Genomic DNA, 25,867 nt, shown 5'->3' on the forward strand with positions numbered 1-25,867 from the left:
ACGCCTGAAATCATCCTTAATCTGGGCCATCCGGTGCGTAACCTATGGCCTCCCCGCCTGAACGGTTATGCCTGCATCCTGATCTGGCATCTGAACACCACGCATTTACCAGCCTGGTACCCGGTCACCGCCATTGATTTATAATTACGCTGCCGATGGGAAAGGTGTTTATAAAATTTCCTTTTCTGCGCTAAGGTTGACCAGTTATGCTTTTAATCCCTGCAGCAATCGCTGCGTTGTTAACATGGCGCAATTTATTAAGCTGTAAATCGCCGTGACGTATATTGTGTGAGATGCCGCGATGTTAAATGAACGGCTTAACGTATATGGCTGGCAATATTAAATCAGCCGCTAACATGTTTATGCGTAATCAATGAATAGACAAAAATCTTTACGCCCAATCAAAAACTGTACAGGTCGGGGCATATTTCCGGACAAATCTGTCGGCGGGTGAATATTTTCATTTGAATAAAATTGCCGTAGAATGCACGCTTTCAAATCAGTGATATCAGTAATAAGGGTTTATACATGAGCGATGCACTCAAGGCATTGAACAATCTTCGTACGCTGCGTGCTGAAGCACGTAATATTGAGGTTGCGGTATTAAACGAAATGCTGGAGAAGTTTGCCGTGGTGGTCGCCGAACGCCGCGAAGAGACGGCGGCAGAGAGTGCTGCACAGCGCGAAAAAGAAGAGAAGCTGGCGTTATATAAAGAGATGCTGCGCAAAGACGGCATTACAATTAATGAACTGGCGCAATTAAACCAGGGTGAAACGAAGAGCAAAGCAAAACGTGCACCGCGTCCGGCGAAGTATAAATTTACCGACGAACAGGGTAATGAGAAATTCTGGACCGGTCAGGGTCGTACTCCCTCGCCGATAAAGTCAGCGATTGACGCTGGCGGTTCGCTGGATGATTTTCTGATTTAATCCAGTCGCAGGAAATCGGGGCGGAACCGGCTAATTGCCGCATCACCGCCCCTGTATCGCGGCACCCTAAATGCTTTCATGCAATCCTTTCATGCATTCCTTTCATGCATTCCTTTCATACAGTGTACCGCGAGGTGATCAGGCCATTACGCCTTACCACACCCGCCCGTCAGATTAACGCTGCACAGGCGCGCGCAATGCGTTTACCCGCCTCCTCAACGCTATCGATATCCGTGGCGATCGACAAACGGAAATACGGCGACAGGCCGTAAGCACTGCCCGCCACGCCGGACACACCGCTCTCCAGCAGATAATTCAGCACATCCTGTTCATCATGCAGTACGGCGCCGTCAGGCCGGGTTTTTCCCAACAGACCAGCACAGCGACAAAAGACAAAAAATGCGCCCTGAGGTTGCAGCACTTCAATGCCGGCCACCTGCTGCAACTGCTGCACAATGACATCGCGTCGCGCCTGATACGCGGCGCGCTGCGGTAGCAGGAAATCGAGCCCACCGTTAAAGGCTGCAACCGCCGCCGCCTGGCTGATGGCGCTGGCACCAGAACTGTTCTGCGACTGCACCACCACCATGGCATCAATCAGCGGCTGCGGTCCGGCAGCAAAGCCAATGCGCCAGCCGGTCATGGCATAGGTTTTCGACACGCCTCCCACCAGCAAAACGCGTTCAGCCAGATCCGGCGCCACCTGCAGCAGGCTAACGTGCTGACGATCGTCAAACAGGATATGTTCGTACAGCTCATCCAGCATAATCAGCACATTGGGATGATCGCGCAGCACCGTCGCCAGGGCCTGCAACTCCTGTGCGCTATACACCATGCCAGAGGGATTGCCGGGATTGTTCAGCACCAGCCAGCGGGTTTTCTCAGTGATCGCCTGCGCCAGCTGCGCCGGCTGCAGCTTGTACTGCTGCTCAAGCGGACAAGGCAGCAGCACCGCCTCGCCACCGTTGAAGCGCACGCTGTCCGGGAAAGTTGGCCAGTATGGCGTGGGCACAATCACCTCGTCGCCGTCGTTTAGCGTCGCGGCAAACGCGTTGAAGATGATTTGCTTTGCGCCGTTGGCGATACAGATTTGAACCAGCGCGTACTGCAGCTGGTTCTCGCGCGCCAGTTTGGCCTGCACCGCTTTACGCAGCGCGGTGGTGCCATTGGTCGGCGTATAACGGGTTTCACCGCCATCCATCGCGGCGCTGGCGGCGGCACGGATGTGCGCGGGCGTATCAAAATCCGGCTCACCGGTGGTGAGGTCAAGAATATCCACGCCCTGCTCTTTTAGCTGGCGCGTCAGCTGACGTGCAGCCGCGTTAGCCGAGAGCGACACAGACTGTACGCGCTTCGATAGGGTGATCATGTTTCGCTCCTGTCTGTCTCTCACACCACCGGCAGGCCGAGGTTTTCACGCAGCGTGGCGAACTCGTACTCTTCGCGGAACAGACCGCGACGGCGCAGTTCCGGAATCACCAGCTCCACAAACAAATCCAGCTGCTCGGACATAATCGCCGGCATGATGTTGAAACCATCGGCGCCGCCCTCGTTGAGCCACAGCTCAAAGTCATCGGCAATATCCTGTGCGGTACCGACGATTACCCGGTGACCACGCGATCCGGCAGCTACCGCGGCCAGTTCGCGCAGCGTCAGATTTTCACGTTTCGCCATGTCGGTCATCAGTTTCACGCGGCTCTGGTTGCCTTCACCCAGCGGCACTTCCGGCACCGGACCGTCGAGCGGATACTGGCTCAGATCCATATTGAAACGCAGCGAGAGCTGACGCAGACCGTTGTCGATATCAACCAGCGTGTTGAGCTCTTTCCACAGCGCTTTGGCCTCTTCGCGCGTGCGGCCAACAATCGGCATCACGCCAGGCATGATCACCACATGATCCGGATTGCGTCCGGCGGCAATCACCTGATCTTTCTGCGAACGGTAGAAGCTCTGTGCTTCTTCCAGGCTGGCCGAGGCGGTGAAAATCACCTCGGCGGTCTCTGCCGCCAGCTTCTGCCCATCGCTGGAAGAACCGGCTTCGATAATCACCGGACGCCCCTGCGGTGAGCGGGTAATGTTCAGCGGGCCCTGCACCTGGAAATGCTCGCCGACGTGGTTAATCGGCTGAATTTTGTCATCAATGAAGTACTGACCGGTCTCTTTGTTGGGCTGCACCGCCCCCGCCTGCCAGCCGTCCCACAGCTTATAGGTGACATCAAGGAATTCACGGGCGCGCGCGTAGCGCTCCGCATGATTAGGCATATCGCTGCGGCTGAAGTTACGCGCCACATCGGTAGAGAACGACGTCACCACGTTCCAGGCGGCGCGGCCGCGGCTAATGTGGTCCAGCGACGAGAAGCTGCGTGCCATGGTGAACGGGTCGCTGAAGGTAGTCGAGGCGGTCGCCGCCAGGCCAATGCGTTTGGTGTTGACCGCCAGCGCCGACAGCAGCGTTAACGGCTCCAGACGCGCCATGGTGGAAGGCAGACGATACATGCTGGTCGCCAGTGCATCACCCACGAAGAACAGATCAAACTTACCGGCTTCGGCTTTTTTCGCGATGGTGATCAGCCAGTCAATATCCGTCGGATCGCCCAGATTTTCCGTCAGCCGCCAGCCGCTCACGTGCTGTCCTACCGGTTGCACAAACAGCCCTAAACGGATGCGGCGTGAAGATGAAGTAGCCATATTTTTTCCTGGTCAATAAAAGGGTCAATAACAATTAAAAGGCGTTCTCGGTCGCCAGCAGCGCCTGCTCTAAGGCATCCGCGCTGATGCGGAACGGCAGACGTTCGGCGCTGGACGCCGGGAATTTGATCTGTTCAGCAATGCTTCTGATGGCTGCGCGACGATCACCGTGCAGCGGCGCTAAGGTCAGCGGCATATCATACTGTCGCAGCAGCGCCAGCAGCGCGGCGTCCGGCTCACCGTCGTGCTCAATCAGCGACTGCACCAGCAGGCTGTAACCGACTTTTTCACCGTGCAGCCAGTGGTGCAGCTCTGGCTGATGGGTCAGACGGTTATGAATCGCATGGGCAAAGCCTGGCGTTGGCAGCACGTCACGCACACTGTTGGCCAGGCCGGCCAGCACAATACTGGCATCGATCACCTTCACCAGTTCCGGCGTCACCTGCTGTTGCTGGTTGGCCAGCACGGCGGCGGCACCGTGCTGGCGATAAACATCCAGCGCGCGCTGCGCGGTCATCACTTTAAGATCGAGGGCGAGATCGTGGGGGTTGTGCCGCAGATAAGGAGAGAACTCGTAGTATTTAGCCAGCGCGTCAACGATGCCCGCTTTGAGGTAACGCACATCACTTTGCGCAATCACTTCGCTGTCTACCAGTACCAGTTCAGGCATTTTGCCCAGCGGCTGGCTGCGCACGTGGCCGCCCTGCGCGTCATAAATAATCGCTACCGGTGACCAGGCGGCACAGGTCGCCGCGACGGTGGCGAAATTGACGACGGTGATTTCCGGTAACTGACTGCCGACCGCTTTAGCCGCATCCAGTACGCGCCCGCCGCCAATTGCCAGCAACAGTTCAGCCTGCTGCTGTTGCAGATTGCTTTTCAGCGTATCAATGGCCGCATCGGTGCATTCGCCGTGCAAATACTCGATTTCCCAGCGAATACCACAGGTTTCCAGACTTTGCGTTAATTGCGGATTAACCGCCTGCCAGGCGCGCGGAGAGGTGAAAATACGGATATGCGTAGCATAAGGTTTAATGAATTCACCGGTGCGCGCACGCAGTCCCGGTTCGTGTGCGTAGGCACGCGGAGATTTAATCGCTAACACGTTGTCACCCTGATTAGGAAAAACGCCATAACAAAATTGTTATATTTCAGAGGATTAATGCGAAATAGTTATAGCGCTATGTATTTTATGCATACTACGGTAAATGGCGATTTGTGCAATGAAAAAGCCGCCATTTCATTTTCACAAATTTGCATTAGCTTATCCGGATTTCACATATAGCCCGTCAGCGCTTTACTGCTACCCTGAGCCTTCTTTCTTTTATCGCCCGCCGGGCGGTTTTCCAAGGGATAGCTATGACACTTGAGTTTCGTCAGGTCACTGAAGACGAAGTGGACACTTATCAGGCGCTGATGCATGCCGCCTATGCGCCCACGCTGGCGCTGGGGATCAAATTTGATGCGGCCACCGCCGACCGCGAGAAAACGCTGCGGCATCTGCAAAGCCACGGCGTGTACGCGCTGTATGCCCAGGGCGTGATGGTCTCCTCGGTCACCGTGCGTTATCCATGGGGCCCGCTGCCGGGTCCGTTCGGCCTGCCGCACATCGGCTGGTTTGGCGCCCACCCGGACTATGCGGGGCAGCAGTTTGGCCGCCAGGTTCAGGATCGTCTGGAGCAGGAAATTTTACGCGGCCAGTTACGCGCACCGGCGGTATCGCTCGGTACCGCCATCAGCCATCCGTGGCTAATTGATATGTATCGCAAGCGCGGTTTTGTGCTCATGCACACCACCGATCTCGGCAAAGGCCACATCACGCAATATATGAAAAAAGTGCTGGATGAAACCGCGCACGATGCCTGGCTGACGCGCCAGGCGGCATCACAAGGAAGCCAGGCATGAGCCAACTGAATGAAACAGCGCTGGGCGAGCAGCTGATCGCCTTTCGCCACGAACTGCACCGTTTTCCGGAACTCTCTAATCAGGAGTTTGAAACTACCGCCCGCCTGCGCCAGCAGCTGGAACAGCACCAGATTCGCATCGTTGATTTGCCACTGAAAACCGGTCTGGTGGCGGAGGTCGGCCCGGCACAGGGACCGCTGATTGTGCTGCGTTCGGATATTGATGCGCTGCCGATTGAGGAGCAGTCGGACGTCGCTTTTCGCTCGGAGCGTCCCGGCGTGATGCATGCCTGCGGCCACGATTTTCACGCTTCCGCTGCACTTGGCGCGGCGATTCTGCTTAAGCAGCAGGAGGCAACGCTGCCCGGCCGCGTGCGGATTCTGTTCCAGGCCGCCGAAGAGACCGGCCAGGGCGCGCCGGATGTCATCGCCACCGGCGCGCTGCAGGAGGCGGTGGCGATTTTCGGCATTCACAACGATCCGTCGCTGCCGCCTGGCGTGGTGGGCAGCAAAGCCGGCGCGCTGACCGCGGCGGTAGATCGCTTCGATATCCGCATCACCGGCACCGGCAGCCATGCTGCCAAACCGCATCAGGGCAACGATCCGATCGTTATCGCGGCGCAGATTGTCTCCGCGGCGCAAACGCTGATTAGCCGTAACGCCCCCTCCGCTGACAACGCGGTGGTGTCGATCACCCAGCTGCACAGCGGCAGCACCTGGAACGTTATTCCGGACAGCGCCTGGCTGGAAGGCACGGTGCGCACCTTCTCACAGGCCACGCGTGAGCGACTGGAGCAGCGCTTCCGCGAAATCGTGCTCGGCCTAGGTGCGGCTTTTGCCGCAGAGGTTGAGTTTAACTGGCACGCCGGTCCGCCTGCGGTAGTGAATGATGCGCACTGGGCGGATTTTGCTCTGCAACAGGCCACCGCCAGCGGACTTGAGGCGCGCGTGGTAGAAGCCAGCCCGATCGGCGAAGATTTTGCTTTTTATCAGCAACAACTGCCCGGCGCCTTTGTGATGATCGGCACTGGCGAACCTTATGCGCTGCACCATCCGGCTTTTCGCATCAATGATGCGGTGTTACTGCCCACCTCACGCTACCTCGCGCAGCTCGCCGTGGCGGCGCTGCGCAGTCTGGAGCGGGCATGAACCTGAGCCACGCGCTGGCTGAGCGCATCCTGCAAAGCCAGCCGGATGCGGCGGCACGTGATGCCGCGCGCATTGGCATACAGGATTTTCTCGCCGTGAGCTGGCCGGTGTTACAGCAGCAGGTGCCGGACAGCGGCTTACCGGCGCTGCGACAGGTTTATGGCGACGGCAGCGTACGCTCACAGGCGTTACTGCTGGGCTATGCCGGCCATGCGCTGGATTACGATGATTTCCATGCCGATTTTCGTGGCCATCCCAGCGTGGCGATTCTGCCCGCGCTGTTTGCCTGGCAGCAGCAGCAGCCCGCCACTGCCGAAGCGTTCCTTGATGCCTATGTCATCGGCGTGGAAGTGGCTGGCCGGCTGGGACTGGCCGCCAGCCAGCAGCACTATGCGCTGGGTTATCACAACACGGCCACGCTGGGCACGCTGGCGGCGGCGGCCGCGCTGGCACGTCTGCTGCAGCTTAATGCAACCGACTGCGCCACGCTGATCGGCATCGCGGCGACCCAGGCCAGCGGACTGCGCGCTCAGTTTGGTTCAGCGGTGAAGCCGCTGCACGCCGGACTGGCGGCAGAGCGTGCGGTGATGGCGGCGCAGCTGACGCTGGCGAAATTCGATGGCCGGCATGAAGGCGTGCTCGACGCGTTTCTCGCCGCCAGCAGTAACGGCGAGGCGCAGCCGCAACGGCTGGTGGAAAACTGGGGCGCGCCGTGGCGCATCAGTACCCCCGGTCTGGAGTTCAAACCCTTCCCCACCTGCGCCGGAACTCACAGCGCTGCCGAAGCGGCACGTCTGCTGCGGCGCGCCTGGCTGGCGGAAGGCCACTCGCTGGACTTGCTGCTGGAAAATATTGATGACATCACGGTCGCCTTCCCGCCGGGTGGTGACATCGCGGCGGCAGTTCGCGTGCCGGCTAACGGCATCGAAGCACGCTTTAGCCTGGAGTACGTGATCGCCGCCATGCTGATGTACGACGATTTACGGCTGGAAGATTTTGCCGAAGGTGCACTCAATCCGGCGGTTATGCCGCTGGCGGCCAAAGTGCGTCGCACGCCGGATGCGTCCGCGCCGCCCGATGCGCTCAACCCGGCGCGGCGTTTTCATCTCGTCACGCTGACGCTGAAAGAGGGTCGTCAGCTGCAGCAGCGCCGCACGCGGCAGCAGTCGCTGGCGGATGGCGTAGATGTGGCGGCCAAACTGCGTCAGGCGCTGCGCCATGAAGTGCCGGCGCGCCAGCAGCAGTTACTGGCTATCAGCGAGCTGCAAAGCACGGCGGATTTGGCTACATTAAGCCAACTGTTGCGCGCCTGAATCCTGGCGGCGCGCGTTCTTCGCTTAAGGCTGGCGTATCATGTCTAAAACTCAGCGGCTTCCTGAACTGCTGCAATTGCTGCGCTGTCATCGCTATCCGCTGACCGCGCAGCGTATCGCCGAACAGCTGCACATCAGCATGCGCACCGTCTATCGTGACATTCTTAGTTTGCAGCAGCAGGGCGTGGAGATTGAGGGCAGCGCGGGCGTTGGCTATTTGCTGAAATCCGACGGCCATTTGCCGCCGCTGATGTTTTCCCGGCAGGAGATTGATGCGCTGGTGCTCGGGCTCAACTGGGTCACCCGACACACCGACGATGAGCTTAAGTCCGCCGCGCGCCATGCGCTGGCCAAAGTCCAGGCTGTGATTCCGTCCCATCTTACGCAGAGTATCGATCACCAGTCGCTGCTGATCGCCTCCCAGGGCGAAGCCTTGTTCGAAACCCATCTGCCGCAGATTCGCCAGGCAATCCATCAGCGCAGCAAGATCAGCCTGCGCTACAAAGATCTGCAGGATAACCTCTCCACGCGCACCATCTGGCCGGTAGTGATTGGCTACTTTGAACGCGTGCGCCTGCTGTGCGGCTGGTGCGAACTGCGCCAGGAGTTCCGCAACTTCCGCGTCGACCGCATTGAAGCGATCAGCGTCACCAGCGAACTCTATCCCGGCACGCGTCATCAGTTGCTGAAGCGCTGGCGGGATTATCAGAATCTGCGGTACCCGGTAGACTCCTGACAAAATCTGTCACAGCCTCCCCCTACTATGCAGCGGTAAACACACAAGGAGATCACCATGCTTACCGCTAACATGACCATTATTTATGTGCCCAACGTCGTGAAAAGTGCTGACTTTTATGCCGCGCTGTTCGACATCAAACCCGCAGAACTCAGCCCGACCTTTGCCATGTTTGTGTTTGAGAGCGGCTTTAAACTGGGTATCTGGTCGCAGTATACCGTTGAACCCGCACTCTCTCTGCCCGCCAGTGCAGCGCGTAGCGAAATTGTGTTTAAAACCGCGCGCAAAGACGATGTCGATTTTCTTTATCACGAATGGGGCGTGCTGCGCGAAATCACCATCATTCAATCGCCGGTGCGCATGGACTTTGGCTACACCTTTACCGCGCTGGACCCGGACGGGCACCGCCTGCGTGTCTGCTATTTACAGCTGGATGAGTAAGTGAAGAGACCTGGCGCTGACGATTACAGGTTGTTAACCGCGCTGATAAATCATTAACTATATTTATATTCTTAATTGCCGGTTAATGACATTAACGCTGCTGTTCAGTTAAGCAACGTGCAGGTAATTCATCCTGGTGGATAGCGGTGCGATTTATCGCGCAATAAGTTGCACCGCTACACAGTGCGCGAGAAGCTTGTATTACCTCAGGCTAATTACCATATATTTCAGTTTATTAAAGTAATTCTTGTCATCGTTGACTTTACCCGTCATTACCGCTCCCATCCCACATCGCGCTTTTTTAAAATGCCTTCCGTGTATGCCATAAATAAAATCTACTGAATACAGCCACCTGAACACGCTACGTCATTTCCAGGACAAGTCTTGTTACTGTTAAATATTAATTACGTTTTTATGGGCCTCTGCACAGGCTGCAGTGTACCTGTAGCCCGACCATGGATAAGGCCAGGCGATTAAACGCCGTACTACACCGGGATGTGATGATGAACAGTAATCTGCTTAACCTGCGCCAGCAGCGCGCGACGCGCACGCTATTTTTTATCGCCGGACTGGGCATGGCCGCCTGGGCGCCGCTTATTCCCTTCGCCAAAGCGCAGCTGGCGATCAATGACGGCATGCTGGGGCTGCTGCTGTTCTGTATCGCTGCAGGCTCCATGTCAGTTATGCCCTTTACCGGCGCGCTGATTGCCCGCTTTGGCTGTCGCACACTGCTGCTGCTGTGCGGTGCCGGACTGGCCCTGGATCTGCCGCTGCTGATGCTGCTGTCCTCACCACTGCCGATGGCGGGCGCGCTGTTGCTCTTCGGCGCGATCAACGGACTGATGGATGTCAGCATGAATTATCAGGCGGTGATCGTGGAGCGCGAGGCCGGGGTCAGCAAGATGTCGGGCTTTCACGGCTTTTACAGTCTTGGCAGCATTGCTGGCGCCGGCGCGGTGAGTCTGCTGCTGTGGCTGCAGGTTGCGCCTCTGCTGGCGCTGCTGCCGCTGTGTGTGTTGATTTTATTGCTGCTGCTGATGAGCCATACCGCCCTGTTGCCCCGTCGCCGCACGGATGCAAAACCAACGCGCGGTACGCTGCGCGCCCTGACGCACCGTAACGTGGTGCTGATTGCCCTGCTGTGTTTCCTGCTGTTCCTCACCGAAGGCGCCATGCTCGACTGGTCAGCGGTGTTTGTGAACAGTGAGCGCGCCATGTCGATGCAGCTGGCCGGTTTCAGCTTCACGCTGTACGCCACGGCTGTCGCCACGCTGCGCCTGTTTGGCGATCGGCTGATTAATCACTATGGCAGTCGCCGCGTGCTCACCTGGGGCGGTCTCGTCGCCAGCGGAGGGCTGGCATTAGCGATTTTTTCCGTCTGGCTGTGGAGTGCCCTGCTCGGCTTTGTGCTGGTGGGTATCGGTCTGGCCAATATCGTGCCGATTTTATTCAACGCGGCGGGTAACCAGCGCACTGTCGCCGCGCATTACGCCATACCGGCCGTCACGCTGTGCGGTTACTCCGGGCTACTGCTGGGCCCGGCGCTGATTGGCTTTAGCGCCCAGCTTACGTCCCTGACCACCACGCTCAGCGCCGGCATCGTGATGTTGCTGCTGGTGACTTTCGCGGCGCGTTTCGCTCTGGCAGCGAAATAGCGCCTCTGCCCTGTCATATTCACAAGGAGTTTCTATGACAACCTCAACGCAACCGGTGTTCAGCCTGCACTACGTCGGGCTCAATCTGAAGAAAGGCGTTAATGCCGCGACCTTCGAAGCCTTTCTCAAGGCGCGCGGCACGCAGATTCCTGCTTATCCGGGCTGGCAATGGTCGCTGTTAAAAGGCCTGCGTGGCGAACGCCAGGAACAATACCTGATGCTGTATCAGGCTCCCAGCCAGGCAGACTATGACCGCTATATCACACCGGCTGGCGAACTCACGGCTGAGGCCATCGCCTTCTGGCAACAACGGCCCGAGGCGTGCGCGCTGCTTGAGGAGTGGAAAAACTTTGCTACCTATGGGGAGTTACCAACGCTGTTCTCCACCTTCTCGCTGCTGGCAGAAAACCGCCACAGTTCACTGCCGCCCGGCCCGAACTTTCAGCCCGATGCTCAACCTGCGGTGGCACGCGTGGTCGGTTTTCATCATCTGGCACTACGCGCTGGCGTGACGGCTGCCGACTTTGATCGCTTTATGATTGAGAACGTCGCGCGCATTGATGACTATCCCGGCTGGAAGTTTCACATGCTGAAGGGCACCGGCGGTAATCGAAGTGAGCAGTATGCGGTGATGCTGGTGATCGAAAGCCTCGACTCGCTCAACAGCTTCCATCCGGCGATGGACGTCTCAACTGAAAAATCGCTGACGTTTGTGAAAAACCATCAGGAGAGCGAGCGTATGTATGATGAATGGCGCACCATGGCCTCGTTCTCCGGCGCACCGCAAATGTATACCGACTATCTGACGATTGCCGGCAACGTTGGCTGAAGTTTGCCATGACCGGCGGAGGCCGGTCAGACTGCATCATCACGCCCGCGCAGGGTTGGTGTGCGGTTGTGGCTGGCCCGGCACCTCAACGCCTGGCCAGCCCGCCATTCGCGTCCGTTGCCGGATTAGCTCACCCGCGCCGCTGCCGGGCTGTTCAGCGCGGCCAGCAGCGTTGCCGAGTCCGCCACTGCGCCAAAAATACCGCCCTGCATATGAATCATGCTGAGCGCCGCCTCATGATGCTTCAACTCCGTCGCCGCGCAGCAGTCGCTCAGCACCAGACATTCAAAGCCGCGATCGTTGGCTTCGCGCAGTGTGGTATGCACGCAAACGTCGGTGGTGATGCCGCTGATGATTAAGTTGCGGATACCGCGACTGTGCAGAATCAACTCAAGGTCGGTGGCGTAAAAAGAGCCCTTGCCGGGTTTATCAATAATCACTTCATCCGGTAGCGGCGCCAGCTCGGGAATGATTTCCCAGCCTGGCTCACCGCGCACCAGAATGCGACCACAGGGCCCAGGTGCACCAATCTCCGCCTGCATGCGCCGCGAGCGCCAGCGCTTGTTAGCCGGCAGATCGCTCAGGTCCGGACGATGGCCTTCACGGGTATGGATGATCGGGAAGCCGGATTCGCGCATGCGCGCTAACACCTGCTGCAGCGGTTTGATGGGGGCGCGTGTCAGGGAGATGTCGTAACCCATAGTGTCAACATAACCGCCCTTGCCGCAAAAGTCGGTTTGCATATCAATCACCAGCAGCGCGGTGTTTTGCACCGTGCAGTTGCCGTCAAACGGCCACGGATAGGGGGTTGAATCTACGATATAATCAGGCATTGCTTTTCTCCATTACCGCCGTGCTGCTTTCCGGTTTCCATTTCACAATCAGCGTATAGCTCAGTGCCGCGGTGACCAGGCCGATAACCGCTTCACCAAACTGCGGGAATTCGAGGTGGGCCATCACCGCACACAGGCTGCCGATGGCCCAGGCGGCGAACGCGCTGCCGCGCAGGCGCCGGGTTTGACGCTGTTCGCTGATTTTTGCCATAAAGATCAGATCAACAATCATCACTGCGCCAAACGGCGGCACCACCATGCCAAGCAGGCTGAGCCATTCGAGGAACCAGGACCACACGCCGGCCAGCGCCAGCACGCCACCGATGGCCCCGAGGATCAGCGTCCACAGGCGCATTTTGCTACTGAACAGATGGCTGAAACCGACCGCGCCGTTATACAGGCAGTGCGTGCACACCGAACCGAGGTTGATAAACACAAACAGAAAGGCAATGACGGAGAGCAGCATGCCGTGCCCCATCAGCAGCGGCAGGAAGTTACCGCCGTTGCTGAGCGGATCGACCGCCGCGCCGACGGCGACAATCACCACACCAAACAGATAGGAAATCACATTCGCCAGCGGGAACGCGGAAAACGCGGCGATCACCGCTGATTTGCCGTCCTTCGACCAGCGGGTAAAATCCGCTGTCATGGTGCCGGAATCCGCAAAGCCGGCAATCACCATGGTGACCGCCGTGCCCATGCTCATGGCGCCAGCGGCTGCCGGACTGCCCTGCCACTGGGTCAGCGTGGTGAAATCATGATCCTTGCTCACCAGCCACAGCGCCACCAGCCCCAGCACCACAAACAGCGGAGCGGCAATCATTCCCAGCACCGACAGCGCCCGCACCCCGAGAAAGGTGACGCCGGTATACAGCACCATGGCAAACGCGGTGACCGCCAGCGCGTTCCAGCCAAAAGTCTGGTTGATCACCGTCCCGGTCAGGCCGGTCTGGAAGGCGTACCAGCCTATCACCACGGTAGAAAGAAAGCCGGACACCAGGATATAGCCTTTGGTGCCAAAGGTCCGCTTCGCCTGCAGCGCGAAGTTCATACCGGTATGCCCGGCGAACCAGCTAAGTGCGCCGACATAGGCAAAGAGCACCAGGTTACCCAGCAAAATCGCCAGCAGTGCCGGCCAGAAGCCAAGATGCCAGGTGATAATGCCGCCGAACAGCGCATTAGTGAGGATCATCGGAAAGCCAAACCACACCGCCGACACCGAACCCGTCGAGTGGCGATGGCTAAGCGGCACCGGCTCATGCTCGAACTCCTGCTCCAGCGCAGGGGAAGATTTGTTACTCATGGAGAACTCCAATAGCAGCAGGATAGTGATGATTCCATGGTTGGATGCGCTCAAAAGCGGCACTGGCCGCCAGCACCAGGCCATCGTCCAGATGACGACCCACAATTTGCATACCGATCGGCAGACCACTGGCCGTGAAGCCGGCAGGCACCGAGGCGGCAGGCTGACCGGTAAAATTGAACGGGAAGCAGAACGACAGCCAGTGATCGCTGCGCACCATGCGGCCATCAATGACTTCCGGGCCCTGCATATGCAGCGCAAATGGCGGCACCGCCAGCGTCGGCGACAGCAGCAGGTCGTAGTGCTGCATAAAGCGCCACAGCTGGTTGCAGAGCTTTTTGCGCGTGGTATTGGCGTCGGTGAAATGCTCCGCGCGCCAGTCGCGCTGCAGCATGGCACTCAGGTGCGGTGACATCGCAGCACCCAGCTCACTCTGCATCTGGCGCATGCCGCTCAGATCGCTTTCGAACGCCACCAGCGCAGCAAAGCTGGCGCTTTCGTCAGCGATGCCGGGATCCACCTCCTCCAGCTCTGCGCCCAGCGCCGCAGCGAAACGACGCGCGGCCGCGGTGACCACGGCGCGCACTTCCGCATCGACGGCGATATAGCCAAAGTCGGCGCTGAAAGCGATGCGCAACCCCTGCAGTGGCCGATCCAGACTGGCCAGCCAGTCAACATCGCTGCATGGGATGGAGTGCCGATCGCGCATGTCCGGACCGGCCATCACCGACATCATCAGCGCGCTGTCGCGCACGCTACGCGTCATCGGACCGATATGTTCAAGCGATTCCCAGCTGGAAACGCCAGGATAACGCTCATCGCGGCAGCCCGGCCAGAGCGGTACCCGCCCCATCGAGGCCTTGAGTCCATAGACACCGCAATGGGCTGCCGGGATTCGTACCGATCCTCCGCCATCACTGCCGAGCGCAATCGGACACAGCCGCGCCGCCAGCGCCGCGCCGGATCCCGCACTCGATCCGCCCGGCGTTTTGCTCACATCCCAGGGATTTCGCGGTGAGGGAAACAGGGGATTATGGCCGACACCGCTGTAGCCAAATTCCGGCGCGGTGGTCTTGCCCAGCAGGATGGCATCCGCCGCCAGCAGGCGCTCAACGGTGATGTCATCTTCTTCGGGAATAAAATCGGCGTAGGCGGCCGATCCTGACGTGGTTCGCACACCGGCGGTACAGATCAAATCTTTTACCGCCAGCGGCACACCCGCCATTGCGCCCAGCGGCTCGCCGCGCGCACGACGGCGGTCGATCTGCTCTGCCTGTGCCAGTGCCCGCTCCGGCGTCAGCGTACAAAACGCCTGTATCAGCGGCTCCCGCTGTTCCAGGCGATCCAGCGTCGCCTGGGTTAACTCGCGCGCGGAAACCTCGCCGTCGCGCACCCGCGCCGCCAGCTGGGTGGCATCTTCATCCAGCAGTGCATCAAACATGATCGTTCTCCCGGGTTAATTGGCTACCGGGAGGAGTGCAGTTTGCGTGCCAGAATAGTGTGGTGTGCGCGGCCGTTATGCGCCGGACCAGATGGGATACGGTCTGGGATACAAGATGGAATACTTATGGATGCGGCAGCCATACCGATGCAGGCAATACGCACAAACTGTGCGCACCGCTGCATCATGGCGTTGCCATTTTAGGGTGCAGCCGGCGGAGGCGGCGTTGCTGCCGTGGCGTGCGTCAGAAGGGTTAGCTTTGCGCGCTGACTAACCGCACGGCGAAGCCAAAAAACAGCATGCCGGTCAACATGTTCGCCAGCTTGACCAGGCGGGTGCGGCTGCGCAGATAGCGCACCATCACCGCGCCAGCCACCAGCAACAGGGAATAGTAGCTGAAACTGATCACCTGAATCAGCGCACCCAGGGTGGCAAACGCCGGCGCGGTATGGGTGACGCGCGGATCGATAAACTGAATGAAGAACGAAACGTAAAACAGAATCGCCTTGGGATTGGTTACGCCAAGCAGCAGCGCACGCAGGAAATAGTTTTCCTGTTTTACCGCTTCAGCCGGTTGATCGCCGCTGCGTTTGCGCAGCGAGCCGATGATAATCTTCACGCCGAGATACAGCAGGAACATGGCACCAAGATAACGTACCACCATAAAAATATGCGGACTGGTACGGATCAGCGTCGCGACACCCGCCCAGGCGAGGAAAATCAAAATTAAATCGCCCGCCATCACCCCGGCTATCGCCTGACAGGCCGGCTTTGCCCCACGACTCATCCCGGTGCGCAGCACATACAGGCTGTTGGGTCCGGGTAATAGAATGATCACCAGCGCGCCCGCCAGGAAAGTCCAGAGATTGATGATGCCTAAATCGTGAAACATTACGGTGCTACCCCATGCCGTTAAGCAGGTAAAAATGAGTGAAAGTGGAACCCGGCGCGCTGCTCAACTGCCGCGGCGCGGCGCATAGTAGCAGTTGTGCGGTGGATTTGTCGCTTAACGCCATGGTTCAGTATGTCGAAACGGTGTTACGTAACACATACAGCGCGCGACAGGCACCAGTGACGTTGTCACAGTGATGATTCAGAGGTTTTGCAACTGCTGCATCACCGCATCCAGAAATACCCGTAATACCGCAGGCTGGCGTTCGCGCGACATATACAGGCCATAAATGCCTAAGGTGCGCGGTTTAAAGCCGGGCAGTACGCAACATAACTGACCGCTGGCCAGTGCAGCCTGTGCCTCCATTGCCGGCACCATGGCAACCCCACATCCGGCGATAGCGGCATCACATAACACGGATGAAATACCAGCGCTGAAATTGCCGCTCACCACCACGGAAACCGCCTCGCCTTGCGCATCGTGAAACTGCCAGCGCTGCCCGGCAAAGCGGCTGTAGTGCAGGCAATTATGTTGTGCCAGATCCGCTGGCGTCTGCGGTTCGCCCCGTTGCGTTAAATAGGCCGGCGCGGCGCAGACTACCGAGGCACATTCACCCAGCCTGCGGGCAATCGCGCCGGGCTCCGGATCGTCGGTAATGCGAATAGCCACATCAATGCGCTCACCCACCAGGCTGACCGGCTGATTATTGATCTCCAGCTCAATACGCACCGCCGGGTAACGCGCGAGGAACGCCGGAATCATCGGTCCAAGAATGTGTGTGGCGGTTGAATGTGCACAGGCCACGCGCAACGTGCCCTGCGGTTTGCCCTCATCGCCCTGCTGCTCAATCTCGTCGGCCAGCCGGGCCAGTGCGCGTGTCTTATGCAAAATCTGCTCACCCGCCGGGGTAATGGTCAGCCGCCGTGAAGAACGGTGCAGCAGGCGTGCGCCTGCCCACTTCTCCATTTCATCAAGATAGCGACTGACCATCGGGCGCGAAATATCCAGCGCGCGCGCCGCCGCGCTCAGGCTTCCCAGTTCACAAATCCGGTTAAACACCCGCGCTGCCGTCACTCTGTCCATGCAGGCTCCATCTGATCGTTTTATGCAACTGATCATATCTGATTGCGGGAATTCTGCCAGCTGGCGATTTGCTTACAATAGCGTCTTTCAGTGACGGCACGTTGCCGTAAAAAGGAAGATGCCATGAAGATGAAATCACTCGCGCTGCTGGTCACCTTAGCCGCCGCGCCGGCTTTTGCCGCTCCGTTGCAGTTAGACGTGTATAACCCACAGGAACAGGGAATTTTTCCGGTCTCGTCGACGCTGGTCTCTGGTCCGCATGAGGCGATTCTGTTTGATGCGCAGTTCAGCCCCAAGGATGGCGAGAAGCTGGTGGAACTGATTAAAGCGCGCGGCAAGCAGTTGACCCACATCGTGATCACCTCGGGCGATCCGGATTTCTACTTCGGTCTTGAGCCGCTGGTGCAGGCGTTTCCGCAGGCCAAAATTGTCGCCTCGCCGCTGGTAGTGGAACATATCGAAGCGACCAAAGATGCCAAGCTGCAGTACTGGGGACCGCAGATGAACGGCGCTGCGCCACACCAGCTGTATGTACCGCAGATTACCCACCAGACGCGGTTTAGCGTCGATGGTGAGCGCATCGAGCTGCGCCACGCGGCAGAAAAATCAGCCTACGTGTGGATTCCCTCCAGTAAGGCAATACTCGGTGGCACAGTGGTGGACTCCGGCATTCACGTCTGGACCGCGGACACGCAGACCGCAGCCAGCCGCGCAGAGTGGCGTCAGGTATTGCGAGAAATGCAGCAGTTGAAGCCGCAGGTGGTGATCCCCGGCCACTATCTGGGTGCGCGTCCGGCGGGCGATAAGGCGGTCACCTTTACGCTGGATTATCTGCAAAGTTTTGAGCGGGCGCTGCAACAGCACAAAGGCTCCGCGGCGGTGATTCAGGCGATGAAACAGGCGTGGCCAACCTTAGCGGATGTCAGCTCGCTGGAGCTGAGCGCGAAGGTGAATACCGGTGAGATGAAGTGGAAGTGACGCGAGGATAAATAAACGGGCCAGACGCCGCCGCGCCTGGCCTGAGGCTTACTGCAGATGGGTTTTCAGCTCTTCCGCCGCCTGGCGAATCGCGGTGCGGACTGCCGGCACCTCGCTCAGCGGATTGAGCAGGCCGTAGTCATGAATCAGACCGTTATAGCGCGTCACGGTGACATCCACACCGGCGGCATCCAGTTTGCGACCAAAGGCTTCACCCTCATCACGCAGCACATCCAGTTCTGCCGTCTGAATCAGCGTTGGCGGTAAGCCCTGCAGCTGCTCTTTTGTGGCGCGCAGCGGCGAAGCGAGAATATTGTCGCGCTCGCTCTGTTTGGTGGTGTAGGCGTCCCAGAACCATTTCATCATGTTCCGCGACAGGAAATATCCGTTGGCAAACTGGTGATACGAAGCGGTATCAAAGCGCGCATCGGTTACCGGCCACAGCATGATGTCATAACGAATCGCAGGCGTTTGCTGCTGTTTAGCCTGCAGCGCGACCGCCGCCACCATGTTACCGCCGACGCTGTTACCAACCAGCGCCAGGCGCTTGCCATCGACACCAATTTCACTACCGTGTTCCGCCACCCAGCGTGTCGCCGCATAAGCCTGATTGATGGCCAGCGGATAATGCGCTTCGGGTGACGGCGTATAGTTCACAAACACAGCCGCAGCGCCAGATTCCACCACCAGATCGCGCACCAGACGTTCGTGGGTCGGGAAATCACCGAGGATCCAGCCGCCGCCGTGGAAGAACATAAATACCGGCAGCGTACCCTGTGCGCCCTGCGGTTTTACGATATTCAGCTTAATGGGCTGGCCGTTTACCTGAATGGTTTTTTCAGTGACGTCGGCCGGCGGCAGCGTTACGCCCTTCTGCGCATCAATCAGCACCTGGCGCGCCGCCTGCGGTGACAGTTGCTCAATCGGTTTGCCGCCGCTGCTGTTCAGCGCCTGTAAAAACTGCTGCACGTGACGTTCAGGTTGTGGTGCGTCAGCAAAGCTATTTACAGATGCAGTAGCCATCGCCATGGCAAGCAGAGAGTGTTGTAATTTCATGGTGTTACTCCTTTAATATTTTTTGCGATTATATCGCGCACTATTTAAATGATAATGACTTGATGGTCGTGTTCTGAACTGAGACTGAATTTATATAGTGCGCTATTTAATAGCAAGATATTTTTTAGCGTAGATTTACATCACTACTCTATTGCACTGATTTTAATCAGAATATTATTTCAACTTTTTGTCTGCAGACGGGTTCGCTTTCCGGCCAGTCACATCGGCAACCTGCAGATTCATCTTGTCTGCGTCCCCGCCAGCAGCCACACTGGCGAGCACGCCGCGATTTTTCACACATTGAGGTAACGGGTAATGCCGCAGAGTAAAGCTACCCTGACTGGTCTGCTGGCCATTCTGCTGTGGAGCACGATTGTAGGATTAATAAAAAGCGTCAGTGAAAGTTTTGGTCCGGTAACCGGTGCCGCGCTGATTTATAGCGCCAGCGCCCTGCTGTTACTGCTCACCGTGGGTTTTCCTGACCTGCGCCAGTTTCCCCGATGCTATTTGCTGATCGGCAGCCTGCTGTTTGTCTGCTATGAGCTCTGCCTGTCGCTGTCGCTGGGTTTTACTCATAGCGGCCATCAGGCGATTGAAGTCGGCATGGTTAATTACCTGTGGCCGGCTATGACCATCGTTTTAACGGTGATGGTTAACCGGCAAAAGACCAGCCCGTTGATTATTCCCGGCCTCCTGCTGGCCGTCGCCGGTATTTGTCGGGTACTGAGCGGCGATCGGGGATTTTCATTGGGCGAAATGATCGACAATGTGATGGATAATCCGCTCAGTTATGGTCTGGCATTTGGCGGTGCGATGATTTGGGCGGTTTATTGTGTGGTGACAAAAAATAGCGCGAAAGGCAGTAACGGCATCACGCTGTTTTTCATCTTAACTGCGCTGACGCTGTGGCTGAAATCGCTGCTATCACCGCAGCCGCCCGTGGTGTTTTCGCTGCAGGCGTGCATCAGCCTGGCGCTGGCAGCGATGGCGATGGGGCTTGGCTATGCGGCGTGGAACGTCGGCATTTTGCACGGCAATGTCACGCTGTTAGCCGCAGCATCCTACTTTATCCCTATCATTTCATCGCTGATAGCCGCTTTTATCCTTAACTCCAGCCTGACCTTCTCCTTCTGGCAAGGCACGGCGATGGTTTGCCTCGGTTCGCTGCTCTGCTGGTGGTCAACGCGCGGGACTGCAACGCATAAGCTGGAAAGCAACACGCTGGAATAAGCGGCTAAATGGCGCAATGGCGCAGCCGGACGAGAATGCAGACAGTGGTGCACACTCAGCGCGGCGGCGGGAACATTTTGCGATACAGCGACGGCGTCATGCCGGTCACTTTGACAAACGCGCGGCGCATCACATCGGCACTGTGATAACCGCAGGCCGCCGGGATCGCTTTGAGCGGCAGCTCACCGGCATCCAGCAAAGCCCGCGCGTGGCTGATGCGTGCCTGCTCCAGCCATGCGCCAGGCTGGATCTGCATCTCCTGCTGAAACAGACGCGCTAAATGCCGCGTACTGAGGTGCATGTGCGCTGCCAGGTCTTCCAGCCCGCGAATCTGTGCCAGATGCGCGATTGCCCAGCGCTGCATCTCCTGAAAGGCGCTGCGTCCGGCCAGGGACACCTGCTGTTTACGCACAAAATGTCCCTGTGTGACCGGGCGCTGGAAGAACATCACCAGGCTGGCGGCCACCTCCTGCGCCAGCTCGCGGCCGAGATCCTCTTCCACCAGCCGCAGCGCCAGATCCAATCCGGACGTCACGCCCGCCGCCGTGCGTAATGCACCATCCGCCACATACAGCGCATCGGCTTCGACCTGCGCATCGGGTAGCAGTAATGCCAGCCGTTCCGCACACGCCCAGTGAGTAGTGACTTTCCTGCCGTTCAGCAAACCCGTTTGCGCCAGCAGCAGCGCCCCCGTACACACCGAGCCGTAACGCTGGCTGCGCTGACAGAGCGCGATAATCTGCTGGCGCTCACTGGCGGAAAGCTGCATCTGGCTGGCGTCAGGTGCTCCGGCAACCAGAAAGGTATCGGCGCGATGCTGTGTCGCCGCAGTTAGCGCAACGTCGGCTTCCAGCCGGACACCAGACGAGCAGCGGATGCTGGTGTGCTGCAGCGACATCACGCTGAGCTGATACACCTGACGATGCAGCAGCCGATTTGCCTCGGCAAACACATCCAGCGGCCCGGAAATATCCAGCAACTGGGCGCCGGGAACGGCCAAAAGGGTAATGTGATGGTGAGTCATTGTCTGGCTGTCCGCTTAAATCGCAATGTCTGAAATCATCGTTAAACAGAGATTCATGACATTGTCGCGCGGCTTTATGCTGAACGCAACTTTACTAAGCGGAGACATCACCATGAGTTTTACTCTTAACGGCATTCGTATTCCGGACAGCAAAATGGCGCGCGATGCTACCGCGCTGGTACGTGACATCGAATCGGATCTGTTATTTCATCACTCCAGCCGCGTTTTTTACTGGGGCGCTTTGGCAGGTCAGCGACTGGGGGTCAAAGTGGATGCCGAGCTGCTTTACGTTGGCTGCATGTTTCATGATGTGGGCCTGACGCAACAGCATTGCAGCTGCGATAAGCGCTTTGAAGTCGATGGCGCCAATGCGGCGCGCGATTTTCTGCAACATTACGGGGTTGCCCAGGCGGACATTGATAAAGTGTGGACGGCGATTGCCCTGCACACGACGCCCGGCATTCCGCAATTTATGGCCGGGGAAATCGCCCTGGTGACGGCCGGCGTTGAGATGGATGTGCTGGGTATTGACTATGACCACTTCAGCGATGAGCAACGTGAAGCCGTGGTGCAGCAGCATCCCCGTCCGGCACAGTTTAAAGAAGAAATTATCCAGGCATTTTATGAAGGCATTCAACACAAACCGGCGACGACTTTCGGCAACGTGAAAGCTGACGTCATCGCTGATAAGCAACCGGCATTTCGCCCGATGAATTTTTGCCGGATTATCCGCCAGTCGCGCTGGGCGGGTTAACATGGACAGCGGAGATAGCTCATCGCGAACGGGAGAAATGGCGACGGAAGCGTGCGCTGTGAATCCCGGCAACAAAATTAACTCATCGAACATTGTCAGCAGGGGCGAATTTTCGTTGCTACTATAGTGACGCAACACACAGCTCAAGCGTTGCGACGAGAATTTTTCCTGTAGTTTTTTTGTTATGCCCGCTCTGCGGGCATTTTTTTCCGAAAAATGCACCGTCGCGCTGCTGCCAAACCTCTTACGCCGCAGGTTTCAAACGGCTTGATTCCCCATTCCCCTGCTTCCAGCAATGCCTTTGCGGTCGTCCTTGTACGTTCAGTTAACAGAGGGTCATGCACGGACACGGTGTTAACCAAAGCAATCAATTCATAACAATTCGACCATGCTATAGGTATTTCTTCATTACAATTTCATTAGACTCATCCCCCGGTCGTCCAGAGGCAGGTTCAAACTTTCCACTGTAAATGATATTTTTGAATGTGCTTTTTCAGATATAGAAGTGATAGCATAGTTAGGAAGCACAGCTGTTACAAATTGATAGAGTAAAAGGACTTTGAAATGGAATTATTTTTAGTAGTAGTACTCTTATTAGCACTTCTGGCTCCGGTTTTATCTGTCGTACTTTTCAAAAAAAGCAAAAAATACCGAGAGGAAATAGCTCTTTTAATCTCCGGCAAAAATACGCTTGGCGAAGAATTAGGTGAAACGCAGAAAAAATTAGCTCAGGCTGTACGTGACCACGCAGAACTTGAAGGAAAAGCCACTCCTTTGTGGCAGTATCAGGAATTACACGATGCAGTATTAGATGCGGAAAAAAAGATTAAAACCGCTGACGCTATTGCCAGAGAAAAGCTGGATGACGCGCAAAAACAAGCGGCAAGAGCGGTAAACGAAGCTCACGATCAGGCTGCATTAACAATAAGCAACGCCAATAGCGAAGCTGTCGCTATCACCCAGGATGCGCGTGATGCTCGCTTGAAAGCCAAAGAACGACTCGATAACGCGAATAGTAAAGCGGATGAGCTGATCTCCAACGCAAATGATAATGCGATGAAAATAATCGCAGATGCAGAGATACGTGCAATGGAAATAGCTGGCTCCGCATATGAAGCGAAAGAGTTTGCAGAGACCTATCAGGCTGTCGCCAGGTCAATGAAAAATAAAATTGAAGGGTACGGCGATGAATGGATAGTGCCAAACCGAAGCGTTTTGGACGAACTGGCAGAGAATTATGAATTTACGGATGCAGGAAAAGAACTGCAAAAAGCCAGAGAGTTAACTAAGTCTCTTATCAAAACGAACAAAGCGGCAAGCTGTGATTACGTCGAACCAAACAGAAGAAACACCGCCATCAAATTCGTACTGGATGCTTTCAATGGAAAAGTCGACAGTACCCTCTCAAAAATTAAACACAACAATTACGGCAAATTATCCCAGGAAATAAAAGATGCCTTTGAGCTTGTTAATTTTAACGGTTCAGCCTTTAGGTCAGCCAGGATCACTGATATCTGCTTGCAGGCCCGACTCAACGAGCTTAAATGGGGAGTAGCTGTAAATGAAATTATGCTTGAAGAAAGAGAAGAACAAAGACGAATCAAAGAACAGTTGCGTGAAGAAGAAAAGGCGCGTCGCGAGTATGAAAAAGCGATAAAAGAAGCTGAAAAAGAAGAAAAAACAATTCAGCAGGCGATTGATAAAGCAACTAAAGAACTGATGCTCGCAGGCGAAGAACAACGTATAGCCCTCGAACAGAGACTGGCTGAGCTACAAATTAAATACGAAGAAGCTGAAGCCAAAAACCAACGAGCCATTTCTATGGCACAGCAAACACGTTCAGGTCATGTGTATGTGATCAGTAATATCGGCTCGTTTGGAGAAAACGTTTATAAAATTGGGATGACACGCAGACTCGAACCGCTCGACCGGGTTCGTGAACTTGGCGATGCCAGCGTCCCGTTTTCATTCGATGTACATGCAATGATCTACAGTGATGATGCTCCTTCGCTTGAAAACCACCTTCACAAAGTGTTTAACGATAAACAGGTAAACAAAGTCAATTCTCGCAAAGAGTTCTTTAATGTAGGTATTAAAGACATCAAATCCACGATTCAGGAAATGAGCATTGATGTGCATTGGACAATTTCTGCAGAAGCTAAAGAGTACAGAGAGTCTTTAGCCATCGAAAATGAACGCAACACAGCGTTAAAAGAAAGCGAAGAGTTGATTGTTGCATAATGTTTTGTAGCCATGATATGACCTGATGATGATACGTCAGGTCATTGTGAATGTATGAATAAGTGGCGGATCTGGTGACATTCATTCGTAACGGCTGGGGCAATCAGGCACCTGCGGTAACCGCGGATCAGGTGGCAAAACTGCGTAAAGATCTACCAAAGGCAGCGGAGGCGGATAAGGAAAAGAGTCAGTAAAAACGGACGGAGAAAACGCCCTATTCAGGGCCCCGACAAGGGCCCTGATAATGACGCCGGATAGCAATGGCATCCTGATCAGTTACCGCGCAATGCCCCATCGCCAGCCTTAACTATGTTTTGTCGGCGTCGGTCAGGGTGGCTCTTACCTGCGGCAGACTCTGCGGGTAATTCTGCTGAATGAATTCAATCATTTTCTCGCGTACATAGCAGCGCAGATCCCATGCCGTGGGTGAGTTCTGCGCGGTCATCAGTAAACGGATGGTCATGGTTTTTTCCGTGGTATCGGTCACCTGCAGTACCTGAGTTTCGCGATCCCAGAGCCGCGTCTCATTGAGGATTTTTTCAAAATGCTCACGCAGCGGCGCCAGCGGCATCGAGTAATCAACATACAGAAACACAGACCCCAATATTTGCGCATTATTTCGCGTCCAGTTCTGAAATGCGTTCTCGGTAAAATAGGTGATGGGCAGCACCAGACGGCGTAAATCCCAGATGCGCACCACAACATAAGTCAGATTGATTTCCTCAATCCAGCCCCACTCCTTTTCGACCACCACCGCATCGTCAATTTTTATCGGTTGGGTGAAAGCAATCTGAATGCCGGCAAACAGATTCACCAGCGACTTTTGCAAAGCGAAACCAATAATGATACCGGCGACACCGGCACCCGCGAGGATGGTGGTGCCGAATTTACGTACACCAGGGAAGTTGAGCAGAATTAAACTCAGGCAAAACAGTACCAGAATGACGATAGCCACTTTTTTAACATAGATTAATTGCGTACGAATTTTACGCGCACGCAGGTTGTTCGACAGGTTGATATCGTAGCGAATAAACAACATATCCTGCGCTACGTTAATCAGACGAATCAAAATGGAACAGAACGATAAGATGATAAAGATATTAAGCGTGGTGGCGATAAAGCTCAGTGAGCCAGGATCGAGATGCACATAATTCATCCCCATATTGATCAGCAGTAATGGAATGAATAAAAATAATGATCCCCGCAGATGCTTTTCCAGCGATTTAAACAGCTTGCGATCGCGGCTTTGCCAGTAGCGGATAAACCTGAGAAGAAGAAAGCGGGCCAGAAAACCCAGCAGTAGCGAGAGTGTGACGAGCAATACAGCAGGCACCCATGTCGGCGCACCAGATAACTCACCAGGAAGTAATGGCATGAAATTCCCTTC

At 56.4% G+C, this 25,867-nt stretch carries 23 protein-coding genes; 12 read left to right on the top strand and 11 right to left on the bottom strand.

Annotation, left to right across the window (positions count from 1 at the left end):
- Nucleotides 1-528 precede the first annotated feature (528 nt).
- Nucleotides 529-930 carry an H-NS family histone-like protein gene (locus tag AC6I7J_RS21175; protein ID WP_021509031.1) on the top strand — a complete coding sequence of 134 codons (402 nt, stop codon included), beginning with the start codon at nt 529-531 and terminating at the stop codon, nt 928-930.
- Between the two features lie 169 nt (nt 931-1,099).
- Here AC6I7J_RS21175 and AC6I7J_RS21180 read toward each other — a convergent pair whose 3' ends face one another.
- The 3 genes from AC6I7J_RS21180 to AC6I7J_RS21190 are packed head-to-tail and all read right to left on the bottom strand — an operon-like array spanning nt 1,100 to nt 4,723.
- Entirely contained in the window at nt 1,100-2,299 is a 1,200-nt protein-coding gene (locus AC6I7J_RS21180) for an aminotransferase class I/II-fold pyridoxal phosphate-dependent enzyme (RefSeq protein ID WP_498007292.1), read from the bottom strand.
- Between the two features lie 20 nt (nt 2,300-2,319).
- A complete protein-coding gene (locus tag AC6I7J_RS21185; protein ID WP_058770255.1) occupies nt 2,320-3,618 on the bottom strand; it encodes an LLM class flavin-dependent oxidoreductase in 1,299 nt (432 codons plus the stop codon).
- Between the two features lie 34 nt (nt 3,619-3,652).
- Complete coding sequence (locus tag AC6I7J_RS21190) at nt 3,653-4,723, bottom strand: iron-containing alcohol dehydrogenase family protein (protein ID WP_498007293.1); 1,071 nt, start codon at nt 4,721-4,723, stop codon at nt 3,653-3,655.
- A 254-nt stretch (nt 4,724-4,977) separates the two neighbouring features.
- Between AC6I7J_RS21190 and AC6I7J_RS21195 the strand changes: the two genes are divergently transcribed.
- The 7 genes from AC6I7J_RS21195 to AC6I7J_RS21225 all read left to right on the top strand — a co-directional run bounded on the left by AC6I7J_RS21195 (nt 4,978) and on the right by AC6I7J_RS21225 (nt 11,645).
- Nucleotides 4,978-5,523: a GNAT family N-acetyltransferase gene (locus tag AC6I7J_RS21195; RefSeq protein WP_021509027.1), complete on the top strand. Its 546-nt coding sequence runs from the start codon at nt 4,978-4,980 to the stop codon at nt 5,521-5,523.
- Nucleotides 5,520-6,671, top strand: a complete 1,152-nt coding sequence (locus tag AC6I7J_RS21200) for an amidohydrolase (RefSeq protein ID WP_264251808.1) — start codon at nt 5,520-5,522, stop codon at nt 6,669-6,671. The genes AC6I7J_RS21195 and AC6I7J_RS21200 overlap by 4 nt, the downstream gene beginning before the upstream one ends.
- Nucleotides 6,668-7,984: an MmgE/PrpD family protein gene (locus AC6I7J_RS21205; RefSeq protein ID WP_498007294.1), complete on the top strand. Its 1,317-nt coding sequence runs from the start codon at nt 6,668-6,670 to the stop codon at nt 7,982-7,984. The genes AC6I7J_RS21200 and AC6I7J_RS21205 overlap by 4 nt, the downstream gene beginning before the upstream one ends.
- 40 nt (nt 7,985-8,024) lie before the next feature.
- On the top strand, nt 8,025-8,720 hold the full coding sequence (locus AC6I7J_RS21210) for a helix-turn-helix transcriptional regulator (protein ID WP_498007295.1): 696 nt from the start codon (nt 8,025-8,027) through the stop codon (nt 8,718-8,720).
- 57 nt (nt 8,721-8,777) lie between these two features.
- Nucleotides 8,778-9,161 (top strand): VOC family protein, encoded by a 384-nt coding sequence (locus tag AC6I7J_RS21215; RefSeq protein ID WP_058759086.1) that lies wholly within the window; start codon nt 8,778-8,780, stop codon nt 9,159-9,161.
- A gap of 500 nt (nt 9,162-9,661) precedes the next feature.
- A complete protein-coding gene (locus AC6I7J_RS21220; protein ID WP_159377665.1) occupies nt 9,662-10,816 on the top strand; it encodes an MFS transporter in 1,155 nt (384 codons plus the stop codon).
- Nucleotides 10,817-10,850: 34 nt separating this feature from the next.
- Entirely contained in the window at nt 10,851-11,645 is a 795-nt protein-coding gene (locus tag AC6I7J_RS21225) for a hypothetical protein (protein WP_058770261.1), read from the top strand.
- 125 nt (nt 11,646-11,770) lie between these two features.
- Here AC6I7J_RS21225 and biuH read toward each other — a convergent pair whose 3' ends face one another.
- From biuH to AC6I7J_RS21250, 5 genes are all read right to left on the bottom strand, one after another.
- On the bottom strand, nt 11,771-12,478 hold the full coding sequence (gene biuH, locus AC6I7J_RS21230) for a biuret amidohydrolase (RefSeq protein ID WP_021509020.1): 708 nt from the start codon (nt 12,476-12,478) through the stop codon (nt 11,771-11,773).
- Nucleotides 12,471-13,781, bottom strand: coding sequence for a purine-cytosine permease family protein (locus tag AC6I7J_RS21235; RefSeq protein ID WP_021509019.1), 1,311 nt, complete (start codon nt 13,779-13,781; stop codon nt 12,471-12,473). Before AC6I7J_RS21235 ends, biuH begins: the two co-directional genes overlap by 8 nt.
- Nucleotides 13,774-15,222, bottom strand: coding sequence for an amidase (locus AC6I7J_RS21240; protein WP_498007296.1), 1,449 nt, complete (start codon nt 15,220-15,222; stop codon nt 13,774-13,776). Before AC6I7J_RS21240 ends, AC6I7J_RS21235 begins: the two co-directional genes overlap by 8 nt.
- Nucleotides 15,223-15,475: 253 nt before the next feature.
- Nucleotides 15,476-16,114, bottom strand: a complete 639-nt coding sequence (gene leuE, locus AC6I7J_RS21245; RefSeq protein WP_498007297.1) for a leucine efflux protein LeuE — start codon at nt 16,112-16,114, stop codon at nt 15,476-15,478.
- A gap of 201 nt (nt 16,115-16,315) precedes the next feature.
- Nucleotides 16,316-17,197 carry a LysR family transcriptional regulator gene (locus AC6I7J_RS21250; protein WP_498007298.1) on the bottom strand — a complete coding sequence of 294 codons (882 nt, stop codon included), beginning with the start codon at nt 17,195-17,197 and terminating at the stop codon, nt 16,316-16,318.
- Nucleotides 17,198-17,320: 123 nt separating this feature from the next.
- Between AC6I7J_RS21250 and AC6I7J_RS21255 the strand changes: the two genes are divergently transcribed.
- Nucleotides 17,321-18,175 (top strand): Vmh family MBL fold metallo-hydrolase, encoded by an 855-nt coding sequence (locus tag AC6I7J_RS21255; protein ID WP_058759080.1) that lies wholly within the window; start codon nt 17,321-17,323, stop codon nt 18,173-18,175.
- 48 nt (nt 18,176-18,223) lie between these two features.
- On the opposite strand, the gene AC6I7J_RS21260 is transcribed toward AC6I7J_RS21255, so the two are convergent.
- Nucleotides 18,224-19,204, bottom strand: a complete 981-nt coding sequence (locus AC6I7J_RS21260; protein ID WP_369974302.1) for an alpha/beta hydrolase — start codon at nt 19,202-19,204, stop codon at nt 18,224-18,226.
- A 342-nt stretch (nt 19,205-19,546) separates the two neighbouring features.
- On the opposite strand from AC6I7J_RS21260, the gene yddG reads away from it, so the two are divergent.
- Entirely contained in the window at nt 19,547-20,461 is a 915-nt protein-coding gene (gene yddG, locus AC6I7J_RS21265) for an aromatic amino acid DMT transporter YddG (protein ID WP_059012484.1), read from the top strand.
- Between the two features lie 55 nt (nt 20,462-20,516).
- On the opposite strand, the gene AC6I7J_RS21270 is transcribed toward yddG, so the two are convergent.
- Entirely contained in the window at nt 20,517-21,485 is a 969-nt protein-coding gene (locus AC6I7J_RS21270) for a GlxA family transcriptional regulator (RefSeq protein ID WP_031279996.1), read from the bottom strand.
- Between the two features lie 112 nt (nt 21,486-21,597).
- On the opposite strand from AC6I7J_RS21270, the gene AC6I7J_RS21275 reads away from it, so the two are divergent.
- Together AC6I7J_RS21275 and AC6I7J_RS21280 are read left to right on the top strand one after the other, a co-directional pair.
- Complete coding sequence (locus tag AC6I7J_RS21275) at nt 21,598-22,239, top strand: HD domain-containing protein (RefSeq protein WP_104187468.1); 642 nt, start codon at nt 21,598-21,600, stop codon at nt 22,237-22,239.
- Between the two features lie 564 nt (nt 22,240-22,803).
- Nucleotides 22,804-24,480 carry an SNIPE associated domain-containing protein gene (locus AC6I7J_RS21280; RefSeq protein WP_104187470.1) on the top strand — a complete coding sequence of 559 codons (1,677 nt, stop codon included), beginning with the start codon at nt 22,804-22,806 and terminating at the stop codon, nt 24,478-24,480.
- Between the two features lie 307 nt (nt 24,481-24,787).
- On the opposite strand, the gene AC6I7J_RS21285 is transcribed toward AC6I7J_RS21280, so the two are convergent.
- A complete protein-coding gene (locus AC6I7J_RS21285) occupies nt 24,788-25,855 on the bottom strand; it encodes a mechanosensitive ion channel family protein (protein ID WP_278706776.1) in 1,068 nt (355 codons plus the stop codon).
- Nucleotides 25,856-25,867: the final 12 nt, after the last annotated feature.

The organism is Type-C symbiont of Plautia stali (assembly GCF_059730935.1).

Excerpts from the sequence above, each read along its gene's own strand:
- AC6I7J_RS21255 (WP_058759080.1), top strand. The coding sequence starts at position 17,321 with ATGAAGATGAAATCACTCGCGCTGCTGGTCACCTTAGCCGCCGCGCCG.
- AC6I7J_RS21275 (WP_104187468.1), top strand. The coding sequence starts at position 21,598 with ATGAGTTTTACTCTTAACGGCATTCGTATTCCGGACAGCAAAATGGCG.
- AC6I7J_RS21180 (WP_498007292.1), bottom strand. The coding sequence starts at position 2,299 with ATGATCACCCTATCGAAGCGCGTACAGTCTGTGTCGCTCTCGGCTAAC.
- AC6I7J_RS21215 (WP_058759086.1), top strand. The coding sequence starts at position 8,778 with ATGCTTACCGCTAACATGACCATTATTTATGTGCCCAACGTCGTGAAA.
- AC6I7J_RS21195 (WP_021509027.1), top strand. The coding sequence starts at position 4,978 with ATGACACTTGAGTTTCGTCAGGTCACTGAAGACGAAGTGGACACTTAT.
- AC6I7J_RS21225 (WP_058770261.1), top strand. The coding sequence starts at position 10,851 with ATGACAACCTCAACGCAACCGGTGTTCAGCCTGCACTACGTCGGGCTC.
- AC6I7J_RS21200 (WP_264251808.1), top strand. The coding sequence starts at position 5,520 with ATGAGCCAACTGAATGAAACAGCGCTGGGCGAGCAGCTGATCGCCTTT.
- AC6I7J_RS21260 (WP_369974302.1), bottom strand. The coding sequence starts at position 19,204 with ATGGCGATGGCTACTGCATCTGTAAATAGCTTTGCTGACGCACCACAA.
- AC6I7J_RS21210 (WP_498007295.1), top strand. The coding sequence starts at position 8,025 with ATGTCTAAAACTCAGCGGCTTCCTGAACTGCTGCAATTGCTGCGCTGT.
- AC6I7J_RS21270 (WP_031279996.1), bottom strand. The coding sequence starts at position 21,485 with ATGACTCACCATCACATTACCCTTTTGGCCGTTCCCGGCGCCCAGTTG.
- leuE (WP_498007297.1), bottom strand. The coding sequence starts at position 16,114 with ATGTTTCACGATTTAGGCATCATCAATCTCTGGACTTTCCTGGCGGGC.
- biuH (WP_021509020.1), bottom strand. The coding sequence starts at position 12,478 with ATGCCTGATTATATCGTAGATTCAACCCCCTATCCGTGGCCGTTTGAC.
- AC6I7J_RS21205 (WP_498007294.1), top strand. The coding sequence starts at position 6,668 with ATGAACCTGAGCCACGCGCTGGCTGAGCGCATCCTGCAAAGCCAGCCG.
- yddG (WP_059012484.1), top strand. The coding sequence starts at position 19,547 with ATGCCGCAGAGTAAAGCTACCCTGACTGGTCTGCTGGCCATTCTGCTG.
- AC6I7J_RS21235 (WP_021509019.1), bottom strand. The coding sequence starts at position 13,781 with ATGAGTAACAAATCTTCCCCTGCGCTGGAGCAGGAGTTCGAGCATGAG.
- AC6I7J_RS21285 (WP_278706776.1), bottom strand. The coding sequence starts at position 25,855 with ATGCCATTACTTCCTGGTGAGTTATCTGGTGCGCCGACATGGGTGCCT.
- AC6I7J_RS21185 (WP_058770255.1), bottom strand. The coding sequence starts at position 3,618 with ATGGCTACTTCATCTTCACGCCGCATCCGTTTAGGGCTGTTTGTGCAA.
- AC6I7J_RS21280 (WP_104187470.1), top strand. The coding sequence starts at position 22,804 with ATGGAATTATTTTTAGTAGTAGTACTCTTATTAGCACTTCTGGCTCCG.
- AC6I7J_RS21220 (WP_159377665.1), top strand. The coding sequence starts at position 9,662 with ATGATGAACAGTAATCTGCTTAACCTGCGCCAGCAGCGCGCGACGCGC.
- AC6I7J_RS21175 (WP_021509031.1), top strand. The coding sequence starts at position 529 with ATGAGCGATGCACTCAAGGCATTGAACAATCTTCGTACGCTGCGTGCT.
- AC6I7J_RS21240 (WP_498007296.1), bottom strand. The coding sequence starts at position 15,222 with ATGTTTGATGCACTGCTGGATGAAGATGCCACCCAGCTGGCGGCGCGG.
- AC6I7J_RS21250 (WP_498007298.1), bottom strand. The coding sequence starts at position 17,197 with ATGGACAGAGTGACGGCAGCGCGGGTGTTTAACCGGATTTGTGAACTG.